Annotated in this window: 24 protein-coding genes; 14 read left to right on the plus strand and 10 right to left on the minus strand. The window is 64.5% G+C overall.

Annotated features, from left to right (window positions below):
- The 3 genes from ABIC75_RS03955 to greB all read left to right on the plus strand — a co-directional run bounded on the left by ABIC75_RS03955 (nucleotide 1) and on the right by greB (nucleotide 2452).
- Nucleotides 1–1278, plus strand: a complete 1278-nt coding sequence (locus ABIC75_RS03955) for a hypothetical protein (RefSeq protein WP_354012546.1) — start codon at nucleotides 1–3, stop codon at nucleotides 1276–1278.
- Nucleotides 1279–1423: 145 nt separating this feature from the next.
- Nucleotides 1424–1855 carry a hypothetical protein gene (locus ABIC75_RS03960; RefSeq protein WP_354012547.1) on the plus strand — a complete coding sequence of 144 codons (432 nt, stop codon included), beginning with the start codon at nucleotides 1424–1426 and terminating at the stop codon, nucleotides 1853–1855.
- A gap of 99 nt (nucleotides 1856–1954) precedes the next feature.
- Complete coding sequence (greB, locus tag ABIC75_RS03965) at nucleotides 1955–2452, plus strand: transcription elongation factor GreB (protein ID WP_354012548.1); 498 nt, start codon at nucleotides 1955–1957, stop codon at nucleotides 2450–2452.
- Between the two features lie 13 nt (nucleotides 2453–2465).
- On the opposite strand, the gene ABIC75_RS03970 is transcribed toward greB, so the two are convergent.
- The 4 genes from ABIC75_RS03970 to rimO all read right to left on the minus strand — a co-directional run bounded on the left by ABIC75_RS03970 (nucleotide 2466) and on the right by rimO (nucleotide 6288).
- Nucleotides 2466–2957, minus strand: a complete 492-nt coding sequence (locus ABIC75_RS03970; RefSeq protein ID WP_354012549.1) for a hypothetical protein — start codon at nucleotides 2955–2957, stop codon at nucleotides 2466–2468.
- Between the two features lie 68 nt (nucleotides 2958–3025).
- Nucleotides 3026–4051, minus strand: coding sequence for a phosphate/phosphite/phosphonate ABC transporter substrate-binding protein (gene phnD, locus ABIC75_RS03975; RefSeq protein WP_354012550.1), 1026 nt, complete (start codon nucleotides 4049–4051; stop codon nucleotides 3026–3028).
- A 100-nt stretch (nucleotides 4052–4151) separates the two neighbouring features.
- Nucleotides 4152–4955, minus strand: coding sequence for a DUF3025 domain-containing protein (locus ABIC75_RS03980; RefSeq protein WP_354012551.1), 804 nt, complete (start codon nucleotides 4953–4955; stop codon nucleotides 4152–4154).
- Nucleotides 4956–4968: 13 nt separating this feature from the next.
- Entirely contained in the window at nucleotides 4969–6288 is a 1320-nt protein-coding gene (rimO, locus tag ABIC75_RS03985; protein WP_354012552.1) for a 30S ribosomal protein S12 methylthiotransferase RimO, read from the minus strand.
- 117 nt (nucleotides 6289–6405) lie between these two features.
- Between rimO and ABIC75_RS03990 the strand changes: the two genes are divergently transcribed.
- Together ABIC75_RS03990 and ABIC75_RS03995 are read left to right on the plus strand one after the other, a co-directional pair.
- A complete protein-coding gene (locus ABIC75_RS03990; RefSeq protein WP_354012553.1) occupies nucleotides 6406–7077 on the plus strand; it encodes a dienelactone hydrolase family protein in 672 nt (223 codons plus the stop codon).
- Entirely contained in the window at nucleotides 7074–7499 is a 426-nt protein-coding gene (locus tag ABIC75_RS03995) for an HIT family protein (RefSeq protein ID WP_354012554.1), read from the plus strand. Before ABIC75_RS03990 ends, ABIC75_RS03995 begins: the two co-directional genes overlap by 4 nt.
- Nucleotides 7500–7541: 42 nt before the next feature.
- On the opposite strand, the gene ABIC75_RS04000 is transcribed toward ABIC75_RS03995, so the two are convergent.
- The 3 genes from ABIC75_RS04000 to apbC all read right to left on the minus strand — a co-directional run bounded on the left by ABIC75_RS04000 (nucleotide 7542) and on the right by apbC (nucleotide 10765).
- Complete coding sequence (locus ABIC75_RS04000; RefSeq protein WP_354012555.1) at nucleotides 7542–8009, minus strand: hypothetical protein; 468 nt, start codon at nucleotides 8007–8009, stop codon at nucleotides 7542–7544.
- 130 nt (nucleotides 8010–8139) lie between these two features.
- The gene (gene dcd / locus ABIC75_RS04005; RefSeq protein ID WP_354012556.1) at nucleotides 8140–8706 is read right to left on the minus strand and encodes a dCTP deaminase; all 567 of its coding nucleotides are present in this window, start codon (nucleotides 8704–8706) and stop codon (nucleotides 8140–8142) included.
- Nucleotides 8707–9676: 970 nt separating this feature from the next.
- Nucleotides 9677–10765 (minus strand): iron-sulfur cluster carrier protein ApbC, encoded by a 1089-nt coding sequence (apbC, locus tag ABIC75_RS04010; RefSeq protein ID WP_354012557.1) that lies wholly within the window; start codon nucleotides 10763–10765, stop codon nucleotides 9677–9679.
- A 148-nt stretch (nucleotides 10766–10913) separates the two neighbouring features.
- On the opposite strand from apbC, the gene ABIC75_RS04015 reads away from it, so the two are divergent.
- Entirely contained in the window at nucleotides 10914–11360 is a 447-nt protein-coding gene (locus ABIC75_RS04015; RefSeq protein ID WP_354012558.1) for a DUF2147 domain-containing protein, read from the plus strand.
- Between the two features lie 54 nt (nucleotides 11361–11414).
- Here ABIC75_RS04015 and ABIC75_RS04020 read toward each other — a convergent pair whose 3' ends face one another.
- The 3 genes from ABIC75_RS04020 to ABIC75_RS04030 are packed head-to-tail and all read right to left on the minus strand — an operon-like array spanning nucleotide 11415 to nucleotide 14021.
- Nucleotides 11415–12221 carry a DeoR/GlpR family DNA-binding transcription regulator gene (locus ABIC75_RS04020; protein WP_354012559.1) on the minus strand — a complete coding sequence of 269 codons (807 nt, stop codon included), beginning with the start codon at nucleotides 12219–12221 and terminating at the stop codon, nucleotides 11415–11417.
- Nucleotides 12214–12855, minus strand: a complete 642-nt coding sequence (locus ABIC75_RS04025; RefSeq protein WP_354012560.1) for an HAD family hydrolase — start codon at nucleotides 12853–12855, stop codon at nucleotides 12214–12216. The genes ABIC75_RS04020 and ABIC75_RS04025 overlap by 8 nt, the downstream gene beginning before the upstream one ends.
- Nucleotides 12855–14021 (minus strand): MFS transporter, encoded by a 1167-nt coding sequence (locus tag ABIC75_RS04030; protein WP_354012561.1) that lies wholly within the window; start codon nucleotides 14019–14021, stop codon nucleotides 12855–12857. Before ABIC75_RS04030 ends, ABIC75_RS04025 begins: the two co-directional genes overlap by 1 nt.
- A 156-nt stretch (nucleotides 14022–14177) precedes the next feature.
- Here ABIC75_RS04030 and ABIC75_RS04035 point away from each other — a divergent pair, with 156 nt between their 5' ends.
- The 8 genes from ABIC75_RS04035 to ABIC75_RS04070 all read left to right on the plus strand — a co-directional run bounded on the left by ABIC75_RS04035 (nucleotide 14178) and on the right by ABIC75_RS04070 (nucleotide 22020).
- A complete protein-coding gene (locus ABIC75_RS04035; protein WP_354012562.1) occupies nucleotides 14178–14708 on the plus strand; it encodes a metal-dependent hydrolase in 531 nt (176 codons plus the stop codon).
- Between the two features lie 59 nt (nucleotides 14709–14767).
- A complete protein-coding gene (gene metG / locus ABIC75_RS04040) occupies nucleotides 14768–16861 on the plus strand; it encodes a methionine--tRNA ligase (RefSeq protein WP_354012563.1) in 2094 nt (697 codons plus the stop codon).
- A gap of 165 nt (nucleotides 16862–17026) precedes the next feature.
- The gene (locus ABIC75_RS04045) at nucleotides 17027–17593 is read left to right on the plus strand and encodes an alpha/beta fold hydrolase (protein ID WP_354012564.1); all 567 of its coding nucleotides are present in this window, start codon (nucleotides 17027–17029) and stop codon (nucleotides 17591–17593) included.
- A gap of 9 nt (nucleotides 17594–17602) precedes the next feature.
- On the plus strand, nucleotides 17603–18226 hold the full coding sequence (locus tag ABIC75_RS04050) for an RnfABCDGE type electron transport complex subunit B (RefSeq protein WP_354012565.1): 624 nt from the start codon (nucleotides 17603–17605) through the stop codon (nucleotides 18224–18226).
- Nucleotides 18223–18858: an endonuclease III gene (nth, locus tag ABIC75_RS04055; protein WP_354012566.1), complete on the plus strand. Its 636-nt coding sequence runs from the start codon at nucleotides 18223–18225 to the stop codon at nucleotides 18856–18858. Before ABIC75_RS04050 ends, nth begins: the two co-directional genes overlap by 4 nt.
- A gap of 523 nt (nucleotides 18859–19381) precedes the next feature.
- On the plus strand, nucleotides 19382–19690 hold the full coding sequence (locus ABIC75_RS04060) for a hypothetical protein (RefSeq protein WP_354012567.1): 309 nt from the start codon (nucleotides 19382–19384) through the stop codon (nucleotides 19688–19690).
- Between the two features lie 247 nt (nucleotides 19691–19937).
- Nucleotides 19938–20603 carry a response regulator transcription factor gene (locus tag ABIC75_RS04065; RefSeq protein ID WP_354012568.1) on the plus strand — a complete coding sequence of 222 codons (666 nt, stop codon included), beginning with the start codon at nucleotides 19938–19940 and terminating at the stop codon, nucleotides 20601–20603.
- A gap of 10 nt (nucleotides 20604–20613) precedes the next feature.
- Nucleotides 20614–22020: a sensor histidine kinase gene (locus tag ABIC75_RS04070; RefSeq protein WP_354012569.1), complete on the plus strand. Its 1407-nt coding sequence runs from the start codon at nucleotides 20614–20616 to the stop codon at nucleotides 22018–22020.
- Nucleotides 22021–22204 lie beyond the last annotated feature (184 nt).

Below are 22204 nucleotides of genomic sequence, written 5' to 3' on the forward strand. Positions count from 1 at the left end.
ATGCCACCCATCAAGACCATTTCGCCCGAGACGCCGCTCGCCGAACGCTTTGCCGCCGGACTGACCTATCCGCTGCGCGGCGGCGCGCTCCCCGTCTGCGTGATGCTGGCCCTGGGCCAGTGCCTGACCATCCTGCCCAGCTTCGTCGGCCTTGGTTTCGGTTTCGCGCTCTGGCTGGCGCGCTGGCGTTACGCCGCGACGTGCCTGGTGCATACCGCCAACGGCTTTGCGGAACCACCCGATATCGGCGTCGAGGAAAGCCCAGGTGCCGGACGATGGCTGACGCTGGTGCACATGCTGGTGGTTGCACTGTGCGTGGCGTGCGCGCTGCTGTATCCGTCCATGCTATGGCCGCTGCTGCTGTTCTTCGCCTTGACGCTGCCGGCCATCGACATGTCGCTGGCTTTCGACGGCGATGGTGGCGCTGCCCTCAATCCGTTCAAGTGGCAAGCCGTCATCGGCCGACTGGGCGCGAGCTATTTCATCCCAGTGGTGATCAACGTCGCCACCGGCGTGTTGATCATGCTGCCATCGCTGATGCGCCCGGGCATCGGCCATGCGCTCGCGCAGCCGTTGTTCGCCTTCGGCTACACCTACCTGATCATCTTCAACCTGCACCTGATGGGCGTGATGATCCATCGCCATCACGAACGCTTCGACATGGAACCCGAGGCCGAAGCACTGATACGCGAGAGCGGCCAGGACGAGGACGAGCGCCTGCTCGTCGTGGTCCGTGAAACGGCCGCCGTGGATCGCCGCGCAGCGATCGGCATGCTGGTGGAACGCATGCAGGGACGCAGCGCTCCCACCTCGTTGCATCAGGCGTATCGCCAACTGTTGAAGCAGGAAGGGCTCAACGAAGGACTGATCGAACATGGGCAACTGTGGATCGCCGCGTTGATGGCCCATGGCGAAGCGCGCCGCGCCCTCGCCTTGACCCAGGAATGCGTGGAGATCGATGGCACGTTCCTGCCCGACTCGCCCGAGCAAGCCGCCATCCTTGCCGAGCTGGCCGCCAGCTCGGGCATGACGCGCTTGTCGCTGAAACTGTGCCGCGGCTTTCTCGCTCGTTGGCCGCGCTCGCCCGAGTGTCCCCGCATCGGATTGCTCGCCGCCAAGCAGATGACCGAACGACACGGGCAGGACGCCGAGGCCGCCGTGCTGCTCGGCAAGCTCGCGGCCACGTGGAAGGAACACCCGCTGCATCCGACGCTGGTTGCCCAGGCGTCGCAGTTGCAACGCGCCATTGGCATCCCGCACACACCTGCCGTGGACTAGCGTTTTTTCGTGTTGCGGCCTGCCCCAAGCCGGGTGTAGCGTGCGCACGCCATCTCCTTTTGGTGCATCGCCCCGTCCGTGAGCGATTCCGGCGCTCCGCGGCCGTCGACCCAGCCGGCTCACCCTGGTGCACGAGGAGAATTCCATGCGTCACGTTATCGGCAAGTTCGTATGGCTCGGCCTGATGCTGGCGACACCCGTCGCTTTTGCCCAAAGCACATCGGCCGCCAAGGAGCCGCCTCGCGCGGTCATTTCCCTTTATCGCGTCGCTCCCGGCAAGCACGAAGCCTTTCTCAAATGGATGGCCGATCGCGACGCCATCGACAAGCAGCTGGGCCTGCCGCGCGCGCAGTGGTACGCGCATTTCCAGGGCGATTCGTGGGACTACGTCGCCATCGCCCCCGAGCTCAGCGCTGCACAGCAGAAGAAGGAAGACGATGCGGCGAAAGCCAAGGGGCTCACCACGGGTGCCAAGTCGTCGATCGAATTCCGCCAGTTCATCGCCTCGCATACCGATACGGTCGCCTTTGGACCGATGAGCGTGAGCGACATGGTCACGCTCATCAATACGCCGTAAAACGCGCAGCGGGAGCGCACGGATGCCGCTCCCGCCACCGCTGCGCACGCAAGCCGGCTAACATCGACAGCACGAGCAACGCAACGGAATGATCCACGCATGAGTCGCTGGCGCCCACCCTCGCCTTCTTCCACCGCCATCATCACTCGCGAAGGCTTCGAGAAGCTCAAGGCCGAACTGGATCACCTGTGGCATACGCTGCGCCCGGAAGTGGTAAAGGCACTGGCCGCCGCCGCGGCCGAGGGCGACCGCTCGGAGAACGCCGAGTACACCTATCGCAAGAAGCAGCTTGGCGAGATCGATCGCCGCGTGCGCTACCTGAGCAAGCGTATTCCGTCGCTCAAGGTGGCCGAAGGCGCGCCGGCGGATCAGGCGATGGTGTTCTTCGGCGCGAGCATCGAGCTGGAAAACGTCGATACCGGCGAAAGTGTGCTGTATCGCATCGTGGGTCCCGACGAAACCGACGCTCGGCAGGGCTGGATCAGCATCGATTCGCCGCTGGCTCGCGCGGTGCTGAAGAAACGACTGGATGACGAATTCGAAGCGGAGCTGCCCAGCGGCCGCACGCGCTTCGCGATCGTGGCGGTCAGCTACTGACCGCCACGGGCTCTCACTGCCCCCGCAGCAGCGCCTGCACGTCGGACTGATGCGACTCGACGAAGCGGATGTTGTCAGGGTTGATCCATACCTGGTTGAGGTTGCCGGACAGCGCGGGATCGTTTCGCGCCTGCACGGCCATCACCGCATTCATCAGCGCGATATTGGCCAGCATGAATTCGCGCGGCGTGAAACCATATTTCTTGACCAGGGCCGGAATGCGCGGGTCCGCCGACATCGCCTGGTTGGCCAGATCGTCCAGGCTGTGCACCTTGCTGGCATCGGGCTCCGCCTGCGGCGGAATGCCGGTGGCGCGCGCTTCGCGCGTGGCAGCGGCGAGGCGGCCGAACACATCGTCAGTGAGCGTGTATTTCTTGATCTGCTGCTTGTCCGCATCCGGCAACGAGGCGGGCGACATCTGTGCATGCACCAGCGGCACGGCGCCGAGCACCAGGGCAATCACGGCCATGCGGCACGCGGACAGGACACGATCAAGAACAGGCATGGAAATCTCCGGAAGAACCAGCAGGGCTGGCAAGGCATCACCCCGACATCGGGTGCTTCAATGACATCTCAGTTCTGCAGAAGTTGCTTCAACGCGTGCTGGTAATCCACGTCGATCTGCTTGAGCCGCGTCGTCTTGGCCTGATCGTTCACCCAGCGGCCGTGCTCGACCTGTTCGCGCATCAGGCGGAATTCCAGGTCGATGAAGGGGCGCAGCACACTGTTGTCGGCCTTGGCGAAGCCGGCGAGATCGGGAATGCGCGCCAGATTCGTGCGCTCGCGTTCACCCGCCGCGCCAGGTGCCTGCCCGTAGCTGCGCATGAAATCGATGAGCTGGCCGCGCAAGGGTTCGGCCATGCCATTGCGCACGACCAGCACGCCGGAAGGAATCAGCGTGGACCGCCAGATCACGCGCAACTGCGTGGCCTCCGCAGGGAAATTGCGGCGAAACAGATCCAGGTCGGGGTTGTTGCAGGTCGCAACGTCCACTTCGCCGTTGGCCACGGCAAGCGCGTTGTTCTGGTGATTGCCCACGCGCACGTTGGCGAAGAACGTATCGGAGTTGAGTCCCTTGGGCGCGAACACTTCGGCTTCCGGCGCGACATAACCGGTGACCGACAAGGTTTCGCCGCGCGCATAGCGCCAGCGCCCTGGCTTGGCGAGCATGTCCTTGAGCGAATGAATGGGGCTGTCGGCGCGCACAATGAGCATGGCCGTGTTGCCCTTGGCGCCGTCGTCGCGCACGAACTGCGCCACCACGCTCATGTGCTGATGTTCCACCGCCTCGATCGCGAGCCGGCCGGAGAGAAAGGCAATGTCGACACGCTGGTCGCCGATGGCACCGGAGAGACCCGCGTAGCTGCTGACCGAAACGGTGGTGACGGTGTGACCGAGCTTGTGCTCCAGGTCTTCCAGCAACGGGCGCCATTGCTCGCGCGATTCGGCGGCGCTGCCGATGGGAAGGATGCCGAAATGGATCGCCGGATCAGTTCCGCCCTTCACCACTTCGTCGGCGCGGATCGAAACGGCAGGCACCAGCAGGCAGGCCATCCACACGGCCCGTAACCACCACCCATGCCCCTGATCACGGCGCACTCGACAAGCCTTTTCCATGCCCGCTCCCCAGCCCCGCTGCATTCCTTGTAGCGCGATTGCCACGCCGCCGCAATTTGTTGCAGTGGCGTAACGGTGAAGATCAAAGCGCGACAGGCGGCGGATACGCACGCCCTTCGCGGCGCGGCTGGTAGCACGCGGCTTGCTGGTGGAACGGCTCGGAGTCGCTCCGGGCATGCCATCCCGGCAGGCCAGACAACGGCAAGGGGCGCAGGTCCAAGGGGTCGCGCAGCAGGCGTCCGGAGGCGATGCCATCGGCACAGGCCGCGATGATGTCACCCTCCTCGCCGGAGCCGACGAACACCAACGCCTTGCCGACCAGCAGCTTGGCCGGGGTCAAGGCATGTTCGAGCAAGGCATGGCCAAAGACATGGATGGCGGCCCGCCCGTCCAGCCACGCCTTTCGTTCGCGCCAGAACAGGCCGTACCAGTCGTGTGCATCCCAGAGATCGAGCAGCGAACGATCCCGCAGCTGCACGATCACGCCAGCTTCGTCGAAATGCGTCATGGCGTACTGGGCGCGCGATCGTTCGCGTGTACCCATGCTTGCAATCTCGACCATCTGCTGCGCATTGAGCGCGCGCTTGAGCGAGGGATAACGCAGCCAGGCCATGGCGTTGAACAGGTCGTGCCAGTTCGCCTCGCGCGTGGCGATGTCACCGCGTTCGGCGATGCGCTGCTCGTAGTGCAGGCCGTCGTCCAGCAAGGCCTGCGTCTGCGCGACGAAACGTTCGCGCTGACCGGCAGGCCTGGCGGCATTGAGTTCGTCGATGGAAGGCCAGTGCGTGCCCTGGATCCAGGCACCATGTTCGCACCAGCCGCTCAGCGGCCAGCGCGAGAAAACCACCGGATCGACGCTTTCGCGAGACGGCGCGATGTAGCGCATCACGCCACCGCGATCAGCCGGCCAGGCGCGCGTGCAGGTCGTGCTCGTCGGCGTCTTCGATCACCACGTCCACGAACTGGCCCGCCTTGAGCAACTGGCCGTTGGCGACATGCACCACGCCGTCGATTTCCGGCGCATCGGCCGCCGAGCGTGCGACGGCCCCGTCGGCGCCAGCCTCGTCGACCAGCACCTTCATGGTGCGACCGATCTTGCGCTGCAGCTTGGCCGCGGAGATTTCCGCCTGCACTGCCATGAATTGTTCGAGGCGATCTTCCTTCAATTCCTCGGACACGGCGCCCGGCAACTCGTTGGCCTTCGCACCGTCCACCGGCGAATAGGCGAACGCGCCGACGCGGTCGAGTTCGGCTTCACGCAGGAAGTCGAGCAGCTCGTTGAACTCCGCATCCGTCTCGCCGGGGAAGCCGACGATAAAGGTGCTGCGGATGGTGAGGTCGGGCACGAGCTTGCGCCAGTTGCGGATGCGCTCCAGCGTCTTGTCGATATTGCCGGGGCGCTTCATCAGCTTGAGGATGCGCGGGCTGGCGTGCTGGAACGGGATGTCGAGGTACGGAAGGATCTTCCCTTCCGCCATCAACGGCATCACTTCGTCCACGTGCGGGTACGGGTAGACGTAGTGCAGGCGCGTCCACACGCCCAGTTCCGACAGGCCTTCGCACAGTTCCGTCATGCGCGTGCGGTAGCTCTTGTCGCGCCACTGGCGTTCGGCGTACTTCACGTCCACGCCGTAGGCGCTGGTGTCCTGCGAGATCACCAGCAGTTCCTTCACGCCGCCCTTCACCAGACGCTCGGCTTCCAGCAGCACTTCGTCGACCGGACGCGACACCAGGTCGCCGCGCATCGACGGGATGATGCAGAAGCTGCAGCGGTGATTGCAGCCTTCGGAAATCTTCAGGTAGGCGTAGTGCTTCGGCGTCAACTTCACGCCGGTATCCGGAATGATGTCGAGCAGCGGATTGCGCTTGGGCGGCAGCGCCGAATGCACGGCCTGCATCACGCTCGCATAGTCCTGCGGGCCGGTGATGGCGAGCACGTCCGGGTAAGCCTCGCGGATCAACTCCGAGCGCTTGCCCAGGCAGCCGGTCACGATCACCTTGCCGTTCTCGTGCAGCGCTTCGCCAATGGCATCCAGCGATTCCTGCACGGCTGCATCGATGAAGCCGCAGGTGTTCACCACCACGGCATCGGCCGCGCCGTAGCTGGGCACGATCTCGTAGCCCTCGACCTTGAGCTGCGTGAGGATGCGCTCGGAGTCCACCAGCGCCTTGGGGCAGCCAAGGCTGACGAAACCGACTTTGGGCGAAACCTGCGACATGGCGTGGGGACCGTAACTATGCGGAAAACGGGCGATTGTATCGCACACCCGGCCGCCACACCGACTTGACTTCCTGAATGGCTAAAATGGCGTTTTGCCGCCGCAGGAACGCCAGCCATGGGCCAGACCATCAACCTCAACACCACGCGCATGCAGTGCATCGGCGCCTATCTCGCCCAGCCGGAGGGGAAACCCAAGGGCGGCATCGTGGTGATCCAGGAGATCTTCGGCGTCACCGAGCACATCCGTCACGTGGCGGACGGCTTCGCGCGGGCCGGCTACACGGCGATTGCCCCGGCGTTCTTCGACCATCTGGAGACCGGCGTTGAGCTGAAGTACGACGACGAAGGCATGCAACGCGGTCGTGAGCTGGTCACCGAACTGGGCCTGGAGCGCGCCGTGGAAGACGTGGCGAGCGCCGCGGAGGCCATCAGCTCGGCCGGACGCATCGGCACCGTGGGTTATTGCTGGGGTGGCACGGTGGCCTTGCTGGCAGCGCTGCGCCTGGGCCTGCCGTCGGTCAGTTACTACGGTGCACGCAACGTGCCTTTCCTGGGCGAGAAGCCCAAGGCGCCGGTGATGTTCCACTTCGGCGAGATGGACAAGTCCATTCCGCCCGAAGCCGTGCAGAAGCATCGCGACATGCTGCCGCAAATGGACGTCTTCACCTATCCCGCCAACCACGCCTTCAACCGCGACGTGGGCCCGCAATACGACGAAGCCAGCGCGACGCTCGCCTACCAGCGCACGCTGGCCTTTTTCGACAAGCATCTGGCGCAGGGCGCATGAGCGACGCATCGTTCGCGCTCGACGCCCGCCTGCGGAACGACACGCGCCACGTCGCCTCGCTGGAGTTGTGCGATGTGCTGCTGATGAACGATGCGCGGTTTCCCTGGCTGGTGTTGGTTCCGCGCGTAGCCGGCATGGTGGAGATCTGCGACCTTCCCATCGAGCAGCAAACCATGCTGTGGCGCGAAGTGAGCCATGCATCGCAGGCGCTTCGTTCGCTTGCGCCGTTCGACAAGCTCAACCTCGGCGCGCTGGGCAACATCGTGCGCCAGTTGCATGTGCATGTGGTGGGACGCCGCGAAGGCGACGCCGCGTGGCCTGGCCCGGTCTGGGGCAGCGGTGCCGCGCTGCCCTATGACGAGCACGCGCTGGCTTTGCTGCGCGAACGCTTGCGCGTGGCGTTGACCACGACCGAGTCATAAAAAAAGCCCGCGGCATGCGCGGGCTTTTCTCGAAACGATCGATCAGTAGTGCTGCTGCGTCGGCGGCGGAGCGTCGGCCGCCTTCGGCGGTGCCTTGTAGTCTTCCAGATCGCGTGCCTTGGTATCGACCACACTGATCTTCTTCAGCGTGCCACCGTCGTCGTAGTATACGGTGAAGCCGTAGTCGATCTGCAGGCGCGCCATGTACTGCAGGTGCTGCTTGCGAACCTTCGAGTCGTCGCTGGGTTCGAGCAGGACCGTCTTGGGCAGCTTGCCCTGGTCCTTCAGATAGGCGAAGTGGCTGCCGGTATCGAGTGCCGACAGCACGGCGCCGTCAACGATGAACTGGCCGCTCTTGTAGGCCTGGATCACCGCATCGAACTGGCTCTTCATGTCCGAGGTGCGCACTTCATCCTTGGCGCTACCGCGGTGGCAGCCGGCCAGCACCAGCATGCTGCCCAGCAGGATGGCTGCGCCGGCGCGGGTCAGCAGCGTGGAAAAACGGGTCATGCGGGATCTCCTGCAATGCATCGAAGTGAACGAAAGGAGTTTAGCGCCGCCCCGGTCTCATGCACCGAGGCCGGAAGGCAACCATTCAGGTGAATGTGACGCCAGTCGCAAGGGATTGCGAACGGCGCCTTCAGGTGCGCGGGAGCGTAACGCCCTGCTGCCCCTGGTATTTGCCGCCGCGATCCTTGTAGCTGGTCTCGCATTCCTCGTCGGATTCGAGAAACAGCATCTGGGCCACGCCTTCGTTGGCGTAGATCTTCGCGGGCAGCGGCGTGGTGTTGGAGAACTCCAGCGTCACGTGGCCTTCCCACTCCGGCTCCAGCGGCGTCACGTTGACGATGATGCCGCAGCGCGCGTACGTGCTCTTGCCCAGGCAGATGGTGAGCACGCTGCGCGGAATGCGGAAGTATTCGACCGTGCGCGCCAGCGCGAACGAGTTGGGCGGAATGATGCACACGTCCGCTTCCACGTCGACGAAGCTGGTGGGATCGAACGCCTTCGGATCGACGATGGTGGAATTGATGTTGGTGAAGATCTTGAACTCGCGCGCGCAGCGCACGTCGTAGCCGTAGCTGGACGTGCCGTACGAGACCAGCTTGGTGTCGTTGCGCGTCTTGATCTGGCCCGGCTCGAACGGCTCGATCATGCCGTGCGACTCGGCCATGCGGCGGATCCACTTGTCGGATTTGATGCTCACTCGGGCTCCCGAAGGACTGCTGTGTCGCGCCGGACGGCGTAAAGGATGGGAAAATAGCGGAAAGTGAGGGGTGGCCGCCAGTCGAGGCTGGATGAGACGGGGTTTGGGGTTCGCTTTGCTGTCTTGTAGGGGGCCGGGGGTGGTTGTGGGCTGGGGGCCAGCCGGTTGTCCTGGAATCGGGGGCTTTAGGCGCTTCTGCTCATCATTCTGGCGCACCCCAAAAGCGGGCGGGGGCCCGAGGCGCTGGCCTTTGCTCGTCATTCCGGCGAAGGCCGGAGGCGCTTTACAACAGCCGAATGGCTGGTCATCCAGCGCCTCGGTTTCGGGTTCCCGCGATAACGTCTGATCGCGCCTTTGTGGCGCTGCCGCGACCGGGCCGCCTGCGCGGCGGGCGTTTCGATCGGCTGCCGCCGCTCGAGTCACTTTTCTTTTGTTGGCCCAAAAGAAAAGTAACCCAAAGAAAATGGCCTTCAGAGCAAGGGCTCGCAGCATCGTGCTGGGATAAGCCCGAACACTCGAGGACGGTTGGCGCGGAACACCCATGGGAGGCCATACAGCGGGTACTCCGTAGCGCTGCGCAACGCGCCCGAATCGCTGAGGACTTAAAGCGGAGCCTCGCTTCGCATCAGCCGTTGCTTGCTGTCGATCTCCACGCCATCTCCGTGCACCGCACTTCTCCCTCTCCCCTTGTGGGAGAGGGTCGGGGCATTGCCACCTTTACGGTGGTGAGGGGCGGGTGCTCGCGAAAGCGCAGCTAATTCGCGCTTTGTTCTTGGCTCTACGGGTCCTCGTATGACAGCGGCGGGCGGGCGCGCGAAGGGAAAGCCCGTAGGGTGGCCGCAGGGATGCGGCCAGTTTTTCGACAGGACAAAGATGTCCCGTCGAAAAACCCCGCAACCCGCAGGCGAGCTAGGTCGCGGCAACGCGACAACTGAGCGATGCCAAAATCAGCCGGCCACAGAAACGCCTCCTACGGCGCCCCCTGCACCATGATCTTGCCCAACCCCAATGACTTGTTCCGCGGCATCCGCGACAACCGCCCCGCCGCATTGCGTGCGATCTCGCGATACCGCGCGGCCAGGTCCGACTCCGGTATCGCCGCTACGGTCGGCGTGCCGCCGTCCGCCTGTTCGCGAATGCGGATATCCAGCGGCAACGAACCCAGGTACGCCACGTTGTACTGCTCGGCCATGCGCGCACCGCCGCCTTCGCCGAAGATGTGTTCCTCGTGGCCGCAGTTCGAGCACACGTGCGTGGCCATGTTCTCCACCACGCCGAGCACCGGCACTTCGACCTTCTCGAACATCTTCAGCGCCTTGCGTGCATCGAGCAGCGCGATGTCCTGCGGCGTGGTCACGATGACGGCGCCAGCCACCGGCACCTTCTGCGACAGCGTGAGCTGGATATCGCCGGTGCCCGGCGGCAGGTCGATGATGAGGTAATCGAGCTGTTCCCAGCGGCTGTCGTTGAGCATCTGCATCATGGCCTGGGTGACCATCGGGCCGCGCCAGATCATCGGGGTTTCCTCTTCGATCAGGAAACCGATCGACATCACCTGCAGACCGTGCGCTTCCAGCGGCAGGATCGACTTGCCGTCCGGCGACTGCGGCTTGCCGCTGGCGCCGAGCATGCGCGGCTGGCTGGGGCCGTAGATGTCCGCATCGAGCACGCCCACCTTGGCGCCTTCAGCGGCCAGCGCCAGTGCAAGGTTGGCCGACACCGTGGACTTGCCCACGCCGCCCTTGCCCGAAGCGACCACGATGACGTTTTTCACGCCCGGCTGCGGCGCCAGCGTGCCCTGCACCTTGTGCGAGTGCACGCGCGTGCCGATCGACACCGTCGCGACAGCAATGGCCGGATCGGCTTCCAGCGCCTGCTTCACGCGCGCCGCCAGCGCATCGGCCACGCTCCTGGCCGGATAACCCAGCTGGATGTCCACCGACACGCGATCGCCGTCCACGCCAACGGCGCGCACAGCATCGGCCAGCGGCGCGCCAGTATGGGAATCAACAAGGTCGCCAAGAATACGGCGGACCAGCGCTTCACTCGCCTGCGTCATATCGGGATCTGCGGAATGTCGTGGGGATTACCCATTATGCCAGTCCAGCGCCGCGAGCCGCGTACGGCGCTTTCGCAGTGCAACTTGACGCCCTCGCGGCAGGTCGGTCAGGCTCCGAACATACGCTTTCGTACGGGAGGGATCATCCATGAAGTCATTGCTTCGCATCGCCGTCGTCGCTGGACTGCTGCTGGGTACCAGCGCCGCGTTTGCCGCCGAGGTCACGCCGGTCGGCACCTGGAAGACCATCGACGATGAAACCGGCAAGCCCAAGTCCATCGTGAAGATTACCGACGAAGGCGGCGAACTGAAGGCCACCGTGGTGGAAGTGCTGCAGTCCGATGAAGGCCCGCACCCGACCTGCAAGAACTGCGACGGCGAACGCAAGGACAAGCCGATCGAGGGCATGAACATCATGTGGGGCGTACACAAGGACGGCGACATCTGGGACGGCGGCAAAATCCTCGATCCCAAGACCGGCAAGGTCTACAAGGTGAAGCTGCAGCCCAGCGAAGATGGCAGCAAGCTCACCGTGCGAGGCTACATCGGCTTCTCCCTGCTCGGTCGCAGCCAGGAGTGGCAGCGCCAGCCGTAAGCACGGCGCTGGTCTCGAGGGAGCGCAGCAGTGCGCTCCCTCAGAAGTAATTCCTCAGCTTGCCGTGGCTTCGGCCCGATGCACCGCCATGCCACGCGCCGTAAACGCCGCACGGGTCGCCTTGTCGGCCGAATGCTCCACCACCAGATGCTGCACACGCGCCAGCTCGGCCACCTGATGGGCAGCCACAGCGCCAAGTTTGTCGTCCGTGGCCACGACCACGGTTTCATCGCTCGCTTCGATCATCGCGCGCTTGAACAGCGATTCCTCGCTGTCGAAGCCCCACAGGCCATGAGCCGCATCGATGGCGCAGGCGCCGGGAAAGCACAGGTCCGCGCGCACGCGGCGCACCTGATCCACCGCCTGCGCGCCGGTGGCGCCGCCAATGGTGGTATCGATGCGTCCGCCGATGAGCAGCACGTCGAAACCTTCGCGATCAAGCAGCACCTGGGCGATATGCGGCGCATTGGTGATCACGGTGAGTCGCGCGTCGCGTGGCAAAGCCGCGGCAATGGCGGCGTTGGTGCTGCCCGCATCGATCAACAGCGTTTGCCCGGTCTGCACCAGACTGGCCGCCTTGCGTGCGAGCGCTTCCTTGCGCGCCGAGTGTTCGCCGCGTCGCTGCTTCAGCGGCGTGAGCGTGACGGCAGGCAATAGCGCGCCGCCGTAGACACGTTTGCACAATCCCAGCGCCGCCAGCTCGCGCAGGTCGCGGCGAATGGAGTCTTCCGATACCTCGAAGGCGAGCGCGAGCTCCGCCGCCACCACGCGCCCTTCCGCGCGCAGGCGCTCCAGAATGCGTTGCTGGCGTTCTTCCGGCAGCGCGTTGCTGTCCACGTTGGAAACGGATGACTTAACCATGCGATGCCTCTCGGGCGGACGAGTCCAGCAGTGCCAGTTCGACCAGCCGCTGGCGCAGGCCGTCCGCACCACGGAACCACCAACCATGCATGCCCAGCGCCTCGGCGGCGGCCACGTTGCGCGCCGAGTCGTCGATGTAAAGCGCTTTCGACGGATCGACCGCGTAGCGCTCCAGCAATCGCTGGTAGATACGCGGATCGGGCTTGATCAGGCGCTCCTCGCCGGATACCACGATGCCTTCGAACCACTGCAGGAATTCGAAGCGCTCACGCGCAATGGGAAAGGTTTCCTGCGACCAGTTGGTGAGCGCCAGCAGCCGCACGCCACGCGCGCGAAGTTCGGCCAGCAGCGCGACGCTTTCCTCCATCGCGCCGACCAGGGTTTCTTCCCAGCGCAGATGGTAGGCGTCGATGAGTTCGGCGTGTTCGGGAAACTTGCCGCGCAATAGCGCCGTGGCTTCCGTCCACGAACGGCCCGCATCCTGCTGCTCGTTCCATGCGCTGTTGCAGACGTCGCGCAGGAACCATTCCAGCTGCGCTTCGTCATCGATCAGTTGCCGGTAGAGCCGGCGCGGGTCCCAGGCAATCAGCACGTTGCCCAGGTCGAAGATCACGGTGTCGACGGCTTGGTTCATCACTTCACGATCCTGGCGGAAAACGACACCAACACCAGCAGGCCAGCCACGCCGGCAAAGGCCATCGGCAGGTTGCTCACGTGCGCCACCAGGCCGATCAGTGCCGGGCCACTGAGCAGGCCCACGTAACCGAGCGTGGTCACCGTGGCGATGGCGATGGCCGGCGGCGTGTTGGGCAAGCGCCCTGCCGCGCTGAACATGACCGGCACGATGTTGGACGCGCCCAGGCCGATAAGCACGAAGCCCACCAGCGACATCACCGCGCCCGACACGCAGGCCACCAGCAGGAAACCTGCCGCCGCCAATGCCGCGCCAATGCGCATGGCGAACACAGGGCCGTAGCGACCCACGAAACGATCACCGGTAAGACGCCCCAGCACCATGGCCGCGGAGAAGAACGCATAACCGAAGCCTGCGGACGCCTCCGACAAACCGCGGAAATCGCGCAGGAACACCGCGCTCCAGTCGAGCATGGCGCCTTCGGCGAGAAAGCTCACGAAGCACAACAAGCCAAGAAGCCACGCCAGCGCGTGCGGCATGCTCAGCGGTTCCTTGCGCGGGGTATCGGCCGTGGGCGCGTCATCGAGCAGATCGCTGCGCAACCACATCACCATCACCGCCAGGACGAGTGCCATCACGGTGGCGGCAAAAGTCAGCGGCACGCCAACGGCCAGCAACGCGCTCATCAAGGCCGCACCCGTCAGGCCTCCCACGCTGAACAGGCCATGGAAGCCCGACATGAGGCGACCGCCATCCAGCCGTTCCACGTCCACCGCGTGCGCATTCATGGCCACGTCCACCGCGCCCAGCACCACGCCGAAGTAAAGCAGCACCGCGATGAGCATCGCGGTGCTGGAAGCCATCGCGAGCACGGGCAGCGCCACGCACATCAGCAGGCCCGAGGCGACGATGAGCGTGCGGTTGCCCAGCTTGTGCGCCAGCCAGCCCACGAACGGCATGGACAGCATCGAACCGCCGCCGAAGGCGAGCAGCGCCAGGCCGAGCTGCGCGTCATCCAGGCTCAGTCGCGCCTTGGCATACGGCACCATGGGCGCCCATGCGGACATGCCGATGCCGGAGACCAGGAAGATCAGGCGCGTGGCCCGCCGGGCCGCCCGGACGTCAACGGCAGACGAACCATCCGAACGGTCGGCAATGGCATTCAAGGGCGTGCCTCTTGATCAGGAGAACAAGTACAAATGTATTGAAATGTGCAAAAACGTGCAACAGGCGTTCGCGATGGCCAGCAAACGCTGCGTTTCGCCACACGCCTTCCCTTTTTACGTGACAGGCTGAAGCAGCTTCGGAGCAAGGATTGCCCCATGACCACCATCTTCACCCACGCCGCGGTCCCGTTGATGATCGGCGCCGCCCTTGGCCGACGCACCGTCAGCGGCCAACTGCTCGCGGCCGGCGCCATCGCCGCCATGTTGCCTGATATGGACGTGCTCGCCTTCCGGCTGCACATTCCCTATGCCGATGCGTTCGGACATCGAGGCGCCACGCATTCCCTCGCTTTCGCCGCCCTGCTCGCGACGCTGGCTGCGCTGAGCCATCGATGGTTGGCCAGCACGCGTCGCGTAGCTGCTCTTTTCGTGGGATTGTCCACGCTATCGCATCCCCTGCTCGATGCCTGCACCGATGGCGGACTCGGCGTCGCGCTCGCCTGGCCGCTCACGGATGCCCGCTGGTTCGCGCCCCTCCACCCTATTGCCGTCTCGCCCATCGGCGCGCGCTTCTTCAGCGAACGCGGCCTGCACGTGATCGCGTCGGAGCTGTGCTGGGTGTGGCTGCCCGCGGCCGTGGTCGCCGCAGGCATCGCGCTCTGGCAACGGGCGTCCAAACGGCCGTGATGCGGTGCCTGGGGAGCCGCGTGTCATAATGCCTGACCCACTCCCTAAGTTTGCCGCCCATGAGCCGACGCCTCCTCGTCACCAACGCGCTGCCCTATGCCAATGGCCCGCTCCATCTCGGCCACCTGCTGGGCTACATCCAGGCCGACGTCTGGGTACGCGCGCAGCGGATGCAGGGCAACGAGGCCATCTACGTATGCGCGGACGACGCCCACGGCACGCCCATCATGCTGGCCGCCGAAAAGGCCGGCCTGTCGCCGGAAACCTATATCGAAGGCATCCGCGTTGGCCATGAAGCCGACTTCGCGGCCTTTGGCGTGGCGTTCGACCATTACCACTCCACCCATTCGGAAGAGAACCGCGAACTCGCCTCGCTAATCTACACACGCCTGCGCGACGGTGGCTTCATTGCACGTCGCAGCATCCAGCAGTTGTTCGATCCGGAAAAGGACATGTTCCTGCCCGATCGCTACATCAAGGGCACCTGCCCCAACTGCAAGACGCCCGACCAGTACGGCGACAACTGCGAGAACTGCGGCGCCACCTACGCGCCCACCGACCTGATCAACCCGTACTCGGTGATGTCCGGCGCCACGCCCGTGCTGCGCGACTCGGAACACTTCTTCTTCGAACTGGGCAAGTTCGAACAACTGTTGCGCGACTGGTTCGCCGGCAAGTTCACCCACGGCCAGCCGGTGGCCAACAGCGGCGTGACGGCGAAGCTGCGCGAGTGGCTGGATGGCGGCCTGAAGGATTGGGACATCTCGCGCGATGCGCCCTACTTCGGCTTCCCCATTCCCGACGAGCCGGGCAAGTTCTTCTACGTGTGGCTGGACGCACCCGTGGGTTATCTCGCCAGCTTCAAGGCGCTGTGCGATCGCACCGATCTGAAGTTCGAGGATTTCCTCGCAGCCGACAGCCGCGCCGAGATGCACCACTTCATCGGCAAGGACATCATCAATTTCCACGGCCTGTTCTGGCCGGCGATGCTTCACGGCGCGAACTTCCGCACGCCGACGGCGCTGCACGTCAACGGTTACCTCACCGTCAACGGCGCGAAGATGTCCAAATCGCGTGGCACCTTCATCAAGGCGCGCACGTATCTCGATGCCGGCCTGCATCCGGAATTCCTGCGCTACTACTTCACCACCATGCTGAGCGATGCACCGGTGGACGTGGACCTCGACCTCAAGACCTTCGAGGAACGCGTCAACTCTCACCTGGTCGGCAAGTGGGTGAACATCGCCAGCCGCACCGCCGGCTTCGTGCACAAGTATTTCGACGGTCGTCTCGCTCCCGCCTTCAGCGCGGAAGAACAGGAACTGTGGCGCGAACTGCTGTCGCTCTATGGCGATGTCCCCGCGCTGTACAACACCGGTGAGTTCGCCGAAGTGGCGCGCCGCTTCGTGACCATGGCCGACATGGTCAATGGCTACATCGCCGCCAAGGCGCCGTGGGCCATGGCCAAGGACGAAGCGCGCCGCGCGGAACTGCACCAGGTGTGCTCCTTCGCGCTGGCCGCGTTCCGCCTGCTCGCCGGCTTGCTGAAGCCGGTGGTACCGGCCACGGTGGAAGCCGCCGAGCGTTTCCTTGCCGCGCCGATCAACGGCTTCGACGACGCACGCGCCGAACTGCACAACCACACCATCAACGCGTTCGAGCCGCTGCTCGGCCGCATCGATCCCAAGCAGGTCGAGGCCATGGTGGAAGCGTCCAAAGACTCTCTGGCGCCCACCGAAACCAAACCCGCCCCCAAGAAAACCAAAGAACACGCCAAGCCCATGACCGAAACCAGCACCCCGACCGCCGCCACCGAACCCGCCGTGATCAGCATCGACGATTTCGCCAAGCTCGACCTGCGCATCGGCAAGGTCACGGCGTGCGAATTCGTGGACGGCTCCGACAAGCTGCTGCGCTTCGAACTGGACGCCGGCCCGCTGGGCACGCGCCAGATCTTCTCCGGCATCCGCGCTGCCTACGGCGAGCCCGAAAAACTGGTGGGCCGCAAGGTGGTGTTCATCGCCAACCTCGCGCCGCGCAAGATGCGCTTCGGCCTGTCCGAAGGCATGATCCTCTCGGCCGGCGACGGCGGCAGCGACCTGTTCCTGCTCGACGCCGACCAGGGCGCGCAGCCCGGCGCCACTGTTCGCTGAGTGCCGCCCGTCAGTGACCTAACGTGGGTACTGATGCCCGGGCTAGACGGCACGGGCAGAATGTTCTCGTCGCTGACTTCACACTGGCAATTCGACGCTCCCTTTTTGTGCGTTAACTACCCAGCCTCGGTGCCCACGAGGCTGGATAGCTATGTGGAGCACGTAGTGCATCAGGTCGCCGCGCTGGATCGCGTGGTGCTGGTTGCCGAGTCGTTTTCCGGTCCCGTCGCCATTCTTCTCGCCGCGAGGCTGGGGCCACGACTTGCCGGTCTCGTATTGTGTGCGAGCTTTGCCACCACGCCTCATCCGCTGGTCGCTCTGGCGCACTACTGCCCTTCCTCGCTAATCGAATACGCCAAGCGCGAGCCGCTGCTTCTACGCCACTATTGCATGGGCAGTGATGCCGCTGCTTCGCTCATTGAAGAACTCTCGAGCACGCTTGGCGAGGTCGAAAGCGTCATGCTCAAGCGACGTTTGGCGATGCTGGTTGATCTGGATGTCAGGGCGGCCCTCAAAAACGTGGCTGCACCGATTCTTCTGCTGCAGGCTGGCCGAGAGCGCTTGTTGAGCGGGCGCGCCGTCCACGCCGTCATGTCGACCGTGCCCCAAGCCACTGTCGCATGGATCGATGGTCCGCATCTTCTGCTTCAGGCCAAGCCTCAGGCGTGTTGGCAGGCCATTGGCCGCTGGAGCGCCGCTCACGGTTTCGCGCTTTGCGTCGTCGCTGCTTAAACTACGCCCATGACTTTCGCTCCACTCTCCCTCAGCGACCGCATCGACGCCCTGCTGCCGCAGACGCAATGCGAGCAATGCGGTTACCACGGCTGCCGGCCGTATGCGGAGGCGATTGCCGGCGGCGAGGCGAAGATCAACCAGTGTCCGCCCGGCGGTGCCGCAGGCATTGCGAGGCTCGCGGCATTGCTCGACGTTCCCGTGCTGCCGCTTGATCCGGAGCACGGCATCGAAAAGCCGCGCACGCTTGCGCGCATCGTCGAGGCCGATTGCATCGGTTGCACCAAATGCATCCAGGTGTGTCCAGTGGACGCCATCGTGGGCGCGTCGAAGGTCATGCACACGGTGATGAGCGACGACTGCACCGGTTGCGAACTGTGCGTGCCGGCCTGCCCGGTCGACTGCATCGTGCTCGAGCCGATGCCGTTGGCGCAGGTGAATGATCCGTTGCATGCCGATGCATCGCGTGCACACTTCCAGCGCCGAGAGGCACGACTCGCGCGGGAGCACGCGCGGCGCGACGCCGAGCTGGCCGCACGCAAGGCGGAAGTGGCCGCCACGGCCACGCCAACCAACCCGGTGCTGGCCGCACTCGCCCGGGCCAAGGCCAAACAGCAAGGAAAGCCCCAGTGAAGAAAGCCGACGTCGTCGAGCTGTTCACCCGCCTGCGCGAACTCGATCCGCATCCCACCACCGAACTCACCTACACCACGCCGTTCGAACTGCTCGTTGCCGTCGTGCTTTCGGCACAAGCCACCGACGTGGGCGTGAACAAGGCGACGAAGAAGCTCTATCCCGTCGCCAACACGCCACGGGCGATCCTCGACCTGGGCGAGGAGAAGCTCAAGCAGTACATCAGCACGATCGGCCTGTTCAACGGCAAGGCGAAGAACGTGATCGCCCTGTCGCGCATTCTCGTGGAACAGTACGACGGTGATGTGCCACGCACGCGCGAGGCGCTGGAGGCTCTGCCCGGCGTGGGGCGCAAGACGGCGAACGTGGTGCTCAACACGGCCTTCGGGCAGCCCACCATTGCGGTGGATACGCACATCTTCCGTGTTTCCAATCGCACCGGCCTTGCGCCTGGCAAGGACGTGCGCGCGGTGGAAGACAAGCTGGAGAAAGTGGTGCCCGCCGAATTCAAGCAGGACGCTCACCACTGGCTGATCCTGCATGGTCGCTACGTGTGCAAGGCGCGCAAACCCGATTGTCCACAATGCGTGATCCGCGATCTGTGTCGCTACAAGGACAAGACCGCGGCTTGATCGCGCCTCGCACGACGTTTGCGACAGCATGGAGCGCGCACTCCGTTGCATAGGCGCACTCCATTGCATGAGCGCACGACGGTTGCATTGGCAACGACCATCGCGCTGATGGCGCAAGCGTCAGTCACGCGAAAGCACCGAGCAGCAACTCGATCGACGATGACGCGATCATCACGGATGTTTTTGCGCGCGCTCTTTCATGATGTGGTCGTATCGACATCGCGAGCACATCGGCGATGTGTTTCTGGTGCGTCCGCGAACATGATGCGTGCATGCCGCGATGCACGCGTGTCATCGCGTCGACATGTGGTTCCTCGGTGACGGCACGCCACTCGTCACACGCAAGCGGTGCTTTCCTGCCATTTCGCTGCATCACACTGTTACTAGTGGCCTATGACGTGCGGTGAAGCTCGCAAAACCTCATAAATTCCTCAGTGTTTCGCGCAAGTTCCTCAAGCTTGGCGAACGCTGCGGACCTAACGTTGAACCTCCCCCGGACCACTCCCCGTTAGGAGGCCTCACCATGAAGCGCATGATTCTTCCCGCTGTCGTGGCTGCATTTGGTTTCGCATGTATCGGTGCCGCCCACGCCGCCGTCGAAAGCTATACGGTCGACATGAACGGCTACGCCGTGATTGGTTTCGTTGGAAACTCTCCGGCGGACTATGCACGCGCCCAGCAACTGGCGAACGGTTGGGAAACGCAGCGTCACCTGATGCTCAAACCGCAGTCGATCAAGGCCGTGGCCATCGACCAATCCCAGGGCGTCGCCCTCAACCAGACGCAGTTGCGCGAAGCCATCGTGCAGGCTGCCCTCGCCAAGACTCCTTGAACACACCCTCTTCACGCTTTTGACGGCGCCATCCCCAGGGTGCCGAACAGGAAGGAAGACGGCGGGCGAGCAGGCCCGCCGTCTTCCTTTTTGTCTCTCCCATTGACGCGACTCACCGCGCTTGCCAACGTGACACCCGCTCGATCCGCGAGAACGGGCAAAAGATCCGCAAAAGGTAGATGACGGATCATGCGGCAGGGCATCGTATGGTCGATGCCTACGCCAAGTCCGATACGGGTGCCATGGCATGCATATTCTGCTGGTCGAAGACGATGCCGAGCTGGGCGGTGCGATCAAGCACGCGCTCGAGCACCAGTCGTACGCGGTGACCTGGCTGCGTGACGGGCGCGAGGCGATGGAGGCATTGCGTGGCGATCCCGTGGATCTGGTGCTGCTCGATCTTGGCCTGCCCGGCAAGGACGGCCTGGAAGTGCTCGCCGAAGCCCGCCGCTCGGGCGTGAAGACACCCGTACTCGTGATGACCGCACGCGACGCGCTGGAGATGCGCATCCGCGGGTTGGACCTGGGTGCCGACGACTATCTCGTGAAGCCGTTCCATCTGGGCGAACTTGCCGCGCGCATCCGCTCGCTCACCCGTCGCACGGCGGGCCTGGCCGACAACCTCGTGGAAGTCGGCGGCCTGCGCCTCAATCTGGCCACGGCCGAGGTCGAATTTCGCGGCGAACGCGTCACGCTCACGCGTCGCGAGTTCGCCCTGCTCCGCGTATTGATGGAACGCGCCGGACGCATCGTGCGCCGCGAAGCGCTGGAGAACTCCGTGTACGGCCTGGACACCGTGGTGGAACGCAACGCCATCGAGGTGCAGGTGCACTGGTTGCGCCGCAAGCTGAGTCCGGAGGTGATCCACACCGTGCGCGGCATCGGCTACATGATTCCGCGCGAGCCGCAGTGAAGTCGCCATCATGACCACAGGCGCCCATCCCGCCAGTCTTCGCACGCGACTGACCTGGCTGATCATCGCCGTGATGGTTGCCGTGCTGATTCCGCTTGGCTGGATCAGCTATCGCCGCGAATTGCGCGAGATGAACGAGTTGCTCGACGGGCGACTCGCCCAGGCCGGCCGCACGCTGGGCACCTTGATCGCCCACGGTCAGCTGCCGATGCGCGGCGATGCGGATCTGCCTTCCATCACGCAGAGCGTCGACAGCCATCACCACGGCGTGGTGGTCTCGGTGCATCCGCGCAACTACGAGCCCGAGGTCGGCTTCCAGGCCTACGATCCGCAAGGCGAACTGATCGCCGCCACCTCCAATTTCGCCGACCTGCCGCCACCCACCAGCGAAGAACGCGGCTTTCGCGACATCCAACGCGAAGGCAAGCTGTGGCGCACGTTCACCCTGCAGAACCGCGCCAACCTGGTGATCCGCATCGGCGAGAGTTCCAGCAACCGCGTGGACATCGCGCGCGGGCTCGTGATCGAACACACGCTGCCGCTGCTGATCGGCCTGCCCTTGCTTGCGCTGCTGGTGAGCCTCGCGGTGAAACGCGGCCTGCGCCCCGTTGCCGTGCTCACCGAGATGCTCGACCGCCGCACGCCGGGCAGCCGCAAGCCGATGCCTGCCGATGTCGCGCCCGGCGAGATCAAGCCGCTGATCGTGGCGCTCAATCAACAACTGGAACGCCTGGAAGACGCGCTCGATCGCGAGCATCGCTTCGCCACCGACGTGGCGCACGAACTGCGCACGCCGCTGGCCGCCACCATGATCCACCTCGAAAGCGCGATGATCGCCGACGACCCCACCGAGGTCGAATTCACCGTCCGCCACGCGCAGCAAAGCATGGCGCGACTGGGGCGGCGCATCGAGCAGATCCTGGCCATGGCTCGACTCGAAGCCGGTGCCGCCTCGCAGCAGCGCACGCCGATGGATCTGGCGCGGATCGCCACCGAAGTGATCGAGGAGCTGGCGCCGCTCATCGCTGAGAAAGACATCGAACTCAGCCTAGCGCACGACGACATGGTCGTGGTGCTCGGCCACGAGGTGGCGCTCACCGCCATGTTCCGCAACCTGATCGAGAACGCCCTGCGCTACACGGAAACCGCAGGCCAGGTGGACGTTTCCCTGCGACGCGAAGGCAACCAGGCGATCGTCGACATCTGCGACAACGGCCCCGGCATTCCGCCCGACCGGCGACAAGCCGTCTTTCAGCGCTTCCATCGCGAGGTGGAAAGCGCCACGCGCGGCTATGGCCTGGGCTTAAGCATCGTGCAGCGCGCGATCGAGCTGCACGATGCTTCCATCGAGCTGCTCGAATCGCCGCTGGGGCGCGGATTGCTGGTCCGTATCCGCATGGCTGCAGCACCCCGATAAGGCCGCACGCCTCAAACGCAGCGCGGCTTTTGCGCGTCATTCCGGCGCAGGCCGGAATCCAGTGGCGACCACATCGGATGGTCGCAAACGTGCTCTCTTTATCCGGTCGCAAAGGCCGTTCGTCCACCGATCTGCGCCAGAACGACGAGCGGAAGACCGCGCAGCCACCTTTCAGCCTTCCAAA

This window comes from Dyella japonica (assembly GCF_040545895.1).
GTDB classification, from domain to species: domain Bacteria; phylum Pseudomonadota; class Gammaproteobacteria; order Xanthomonadales; family Rhodanobacteraceae; genus Dyella; species Dyella japonica_D.